Genomic DNA, 5,170 nt, shown 5'->3' with positions numbered 1-5,170 from the left:
CTCCAGCCGCAGCGGAGCTTTTCCGACGATCAAATCGCCACATTGCACGATACCGCGCTGCGCGTTCTAGAGAACTTGGGCATGCGTGTGCTAAACGAAGAGGCTCTCGAGTATTTTCGAAAGGCCGGCGCAAAAGTCGATACATCCAGTTCAACTGTTTTTATCGATCGAGGTCTCGTTCAACAGGCGCTGGCAAGTGCTCCTGCGTCTTTCGCGCTAGCAGGCGGTTCCTCGGACCGCGACATCCAAATTGGCGGCTCAAGCACGGCATTTGTCTGCATCGGCGGCCCCCCGAATGTGATGGATATAGAACGCGGTCGACGCGCAGGCACGCAAGAAGACATGCGAACTTTCCTCAAGCTCACGCAGCATTTTGAGATAGTGCACCTCCTGAGTGTTAATGTCGAACCTCAGGACGTGCCACTTGAATTACGCCACCTAGTTCAGACTGAGGGCCAATTGACTCTCAGCAACAAGCCGCTGTTCGTTTATGCTCGCGGGTCGAACCAAGTAAAAGACATGTTCGAGATGATTCGCCTCGCACGCGGGGTCGATGAGGAAGATTTTCGAGCTCGCCCGTACTGTTTTACGGTCATTAACACCAACTCTCCCCGGCAGCTCGACGTTCCGATGTGCCAAGGCATTATCGATTTCGCGCGTGCCAAGCAGGTTGCGATCATCACTCCTTTCACCCTCGCTGGTGCAATGGCTCCGATCACAATTGCAGGCGCCTTGGCACTGCAACATGCTGAGGCGCTGGCTGGAATCACACTGTCTCAAATCGTGAACCCAGGGGCGCCTGTCGTTTACGGCTCGTTTACGTCTAACGTCGACATGAAATCCGGATCTCCCGCGTTCGGCACACCAGAGTTTGTGCGGGCGGCATTCGGCGCAGGACAATTGGCGCGTCATATCGGGCTTCCTTGGCGAGGCTCCGCTGCAACTGCATCGAATACACCGGATGCCCAAGCCACTTACGAATATCTAAATTCGGTTTGGGGGTCGGTCCTCGGCGGCGTCAACATGATGCTTCACGCTGCCGGATGGCTAGAAAGCGGCCTGTCGGCATCACTGGAGAAATTCATCCTTGATGTCGAAATGCTGCAGACGATTGCAGAAATTTTTCAGACGGCGGACCTGGCTACAGACAATCTTTATGAGGCGATCGCAGAAGTCGAGCCGGGCGGACATTTCTTCGGCGCGCCCTACACCATGTCTCGCTACCAAACCGCATTTTATTCACCGCTTGTGTCAGATTGGCGCAATTTCGGGCAGTGGTCTGAAGACGGCAGCAAAACCGCAACTATGCGTGCAAATACCATATGGAAGAAAGTAGTCGAAGATTTCAAAGCCCCCTCCCTGCAAGAGGGTGCTGAGGAAGCTCTTAGAGAATTCGTTGCGCGGCGTACCCGCGAAGGAGGAGCGTTTCCCGCATAGGCTGCCCTGTAGAAAGGCGGGAGGTACAGAGCCTAATTGGCGCAACACGTTGCTTACGCATAAGAGGGCAGTCGCCTCCACAGTGCTTGGATCAGACAAAAAGTCAGCCATTAACTCGCTGATAATCTGCCGTCCGAGCGCTGAGCTACTCTGTAGACTAGGGATGCACTCGGAGTTGGTTGGATTGCGAAATGACAGATTCAAGTAAGAATCCCCCGTTTAGCGTTACTACCACGCTCAAATGAATGCTCCGCCCAACATCTTCGCCTTGCAGGCGCTTGCTCCAACCGAAACGGCCGCCCTCCGACCGTTCGACGTGGCGGTGCTTGTGCTTCCTGGCTTTTCGCACCTCGCGCTTCACGCCTATATCGAGCCGTTGCGCATGGCCAACGCAATCGCGGGGGTTTCGTTGTTTCGCTGGTCGATCATGGGCACGAGTAAGCAGCCCGTTGAAGGGACCAACGGACTTGCAATGGCAGTCGACGCCTCGATGGACCAACTTTCAGCGGGCATCGGCGATCGAAGAGCCGATCAGGTCGTCCTTATTGCAGGTGAGCCAGTGGAAAGGCAGCTTTCGCCGCAACTCAATACTTTTCTGCGCGCCATTGCCCGGCGTGGGATACCGATTTCGGCCATAGGCACCGGAACTTGGCTGCTCGCCCAGACTGGTCTCTTGGCAGACACGCGATGCACGATCCACTGGTCGCGGCTCGCCGCGTTTTCCGAAGTGTTTCACACGTCCCGAATCCGGGATTCCTTATTCGTCAAGGACGGGCAGTTTTCAACATGTGCCGGCGAACTGGCGGCGTTCGATCTCGCGGTGGACCTCATCGGCAGCCACGCTGGGGGCTTCATTGCGCAGGAGGTTTGCCGCCATGCGACAGTGGAAGGTCAACGTTCGGGTTCAAAGCGTCAGACAGGGCCATCGCGACTGGCGTTTGCCGGAGTGAGCCCCAAGCTGGAGTTAGCGATGCGGACCATGGAGGAGAATGTCGAGTTCCCGTTGTCACTCGGCGAGGTGGCTCAGAGGGTAGGGATCTCTCGCCGCCAACTTGAGCGGCTGTTTGCTGCCCATATAGGAGTACCCCCCGTTCGTCATTATCTCCGAATCAGGGTCGAGCACGCAAAACGGCTGATCGAGGGCACGCGGATGCCGATCATTGATATCGCAATGGCCTGCGGATTCATATCGGCCTCGCATTTCGCAAAGAGCTTTCGAGACTTCAACGGCATCTCCCCGCAGAAATGCCGGGCAAAGGTTCCGTCATGGGTTGGACCGGGGTTGGGGTACACCTGAAATGATGCTGACGTGAGATCGACTTTAAATTAGATGACAAGCAGCCGATTTATTCGGCAGCAGCACTCTACGAGATTCTGCCCGAAGGCTCAACAACTACTGCTGGGCCCGGCATGCGAGTTAATCAATGTTGGGAGGTAAGCGAGCGCGACATGGAGGATCGAACGACACGTTGTGGGGGAGAAGTTCGGCTCTCCACCGAGGTGGGACGGCGCCAAAGCGCCTTATCCAGGGCCTGAGCTCAGTCTATACCCGGTTTAGCGAACGCGACGAGGTGCAAAACCTTCGCTCAGGCGCTGCCGAATACGGGTTCGACGGGCACAGAACCCTTCGTGTTACTTATCGAGTCTGGTCTCAAATAAGCAAGTCGGTCGCGCAGTCCTGGCTTCGCCGCTGGAAGCTTGAGCGATCAAGGCAGCAGAAAAGGGCACCCAAGGATGCTAGACGCACAGTCCGCGTGGCAAAATTTTGTCTTCTACCTCCTGCCCACCTTTTCGCTCCAGGCCCTCTCGTCAGGACTGGAAGCATTGAGGCTCGCCAACGAAGTGGTGGGGCGGGACATTTACAGGTGGCAAGTGATTTCGGACGACGGGCAACCAGCGGCCTCGAGTTGCGGTTTATTGGTTTGCGCCGATTCTTCGTTGCCCTTCGAACGTGAACGGGCTCGGCGTTCGATGTCACCGCCGACTGTCGTCGTCGTGGGCGGTCGCAATGCTCCTAGTATGCACAGGCAGCTTGATGCATGGCTACGAGAGTGTCGCAATCGCCGCGGCAGCCTCGTAGGCATAAGTGGCGGTACCATCGCGCTCGCTCGAGCAGGAGTTGCAGAAGGGCGGCGTTGCGCAGTGCACTGGGAGCAATTCCCTCTGTTCTCCGAGCGGTTCCCACTTGTGCTAGCCACTCAAACCGCCTTTGAACGGGACGGAGACCTATACACTTGCGCGGGCGGTGACGCCCCCTTCGACATGTTTCTGGATTTGGTCGGCCGCCATCATGGGACGATCGTTGCCAACCGTGTTTGCGAAAAAGCCATCGCGTTCAGGACCCGTTCCGCAGGTGATCGCCAACGTCTACCGCTTCATTCTCGAGTGCAACTAAACCATCAGGCGGTCATCAAGGTCATTGAGTTGATGGAAGCAAACCTCACGGAACCATTGCTGCTAGATGATATTGTGCGATCGGCGAGCCTGTCCCGCCGTCAAATCGAGCGGCTGTTTAGGCGCGAACTGGGATGTTCACCAAGTCGGTATTATTTGGATCTTCGTCTAGAACGTGCTCACTTGCTACTCATCAGTTCGCGACTGCCGGTCCTTGAAATTGCGATTGCCTGTGGCTTTGTCTCTCCATCGCACTTCTCGAAAGCGTACCGGGAGGCGTACGGGTGCGCCCCGCATCAGTCACGATTTCCAGTTTGCCAACAAAAAAAAATAAGATCCTGCGGCCCAGATGATATGAGAAGCCTCCAAATCGATCGACCGTTAAGTAACGAAATAATGCCCAATTAACTGCCTCACCAGACCAGTGGCGCAGGGGCTTCGAAGAGGTCGGGTCTCGATATCTCTGTTTAGGGTCCGGTCGCGAACGCTCGGAGTTGACAAACCGCACGACCGCATCAGCTTGAGTGGCACAGCGCGACCACCTGGGAATGCGGGCGGGATGGCATAGCGCGAGGTGCTGGTTGGTTATCTGCCATATTGGCCGTACCGGGCTGGGTTCCTATCCTCGCGACGAACGCCCTCGGCTTGATTTGTGATCCAGCATCTCTGATAAAGACTGAAACGTAAGCGGTGTTTCTGGACCACCTTTCGGGCTTGGTCGCGATCTGTGAGGTTGCCGGTTCTGCATTGGGATCGGAGATCGGCTTGTGTCTGGACTTGACCTTACGCTTAACCCGGAGCGGCAGCCTCGACGTTTCGAGGTGATCAATGGTGCTGGTGGTCGGCGTCAGTGGTCGGTGGATGACAAAGCGCGGATCATCGCGGAGACACTGGAGCCGAACGCGATCATCTCCGAGGTCGCCCGCCGTTATGGCCTGAGGCCGCAACAGGTCTTTGCCTGGCGCCGGGCAGCGCGCCAGCCACTGGCGGAGGCGACGGCATCGGAATCCCTGTTCGTGCCGGCGGTGATTGCAGCGCCCTTGTCGGAACCCGCGGCGTACCGTCCAGCAAGGCCACGGAAGCGGACGGCGGTCCGCGACGCCGGCGTGATCGAGCTTGAGATCGACGGCGTCGCCATGCGTGTCGGCCGTGGCGCCGATGCCAAGACGGTGGCCGCCGTGATCCGGGCGCTGAAGGCTGCGACGTGATCGGGCCGACCGGTGCGATCAAAGTCATGGTGGCGACGAAACCGGTGGACTTCCGCAAGGGCGCGGAGGGATTGGCTGCACTTGTGCGCGAGACGATGGGCGCCGATCCGTTCAGCGGCGCGGTCTATGTC

General features: G+C 57.5%; 4 protein-coding genes. All 4 read left to right on the top strand.

What is annotated here, in order from left to right:
- Positions 1-1,437: trimethylamine methyltransferase family protein (locus EOA32_RS32765; RefSeq protein WP_128373937.1), on the top strand; the 1,437-nt coding region annotated here is incomplete at its 5' end.
- A 241-nt stretch (positions 1,438-1,678) separates the two neighbouring features.
- Complete coding sequence (locus tag EOA32_RS32760) at positions 1,679-2,734, top strand: GlxA family transcriptional regulator (protein ID WP_128373936.1); 1,056 nt, start codon at positions 1,679-1,681, stop codon at positions 2,732-2,734.
- Positions 2,735-3,171: 437 nt separating this feature from the next.
- Positions 3,172-4,239: a GlxA family transcriptional regulator gene (locus EOA32_RS32755; protein WP_128373935.1), complete on the top strand. Its 1,068-nt coding sequence runs from the start codon at positions 3,172-3,174 to the stop codon at positions 4,237-4,239.
- Between the two features lie 359 nt (positions 4,240-4,598).
- On the top strand, positions 4,599-5,039 hold the full coding sequence (locus EOA32_RS32750; protein ID WP_128373934.1) for a transposase: 441 nt from the start codon (positions 4,599-4,601) through the stop codon (positions 5,037-5,039).
- Positions 5,040-5,170: the final 131 nt, after the last annotated feature.

The sequence above is a fragment of the Mesorhizobium sp. M1A.F.Ca.ET.072.01.1.1 genome (assembly GCF_004023325.1).
Taxonomy (GTDB): domain Bacteria; phylum Pseudomonadota; class Alphaproteobacteria; order Rhizobiales; family Rhizobiaceae; genus Mesorhizobium.
Note: the sequence above shows the minus strand (reverse complement) of the source record. Positions and strands in the feature narration are given on the sequence as shown.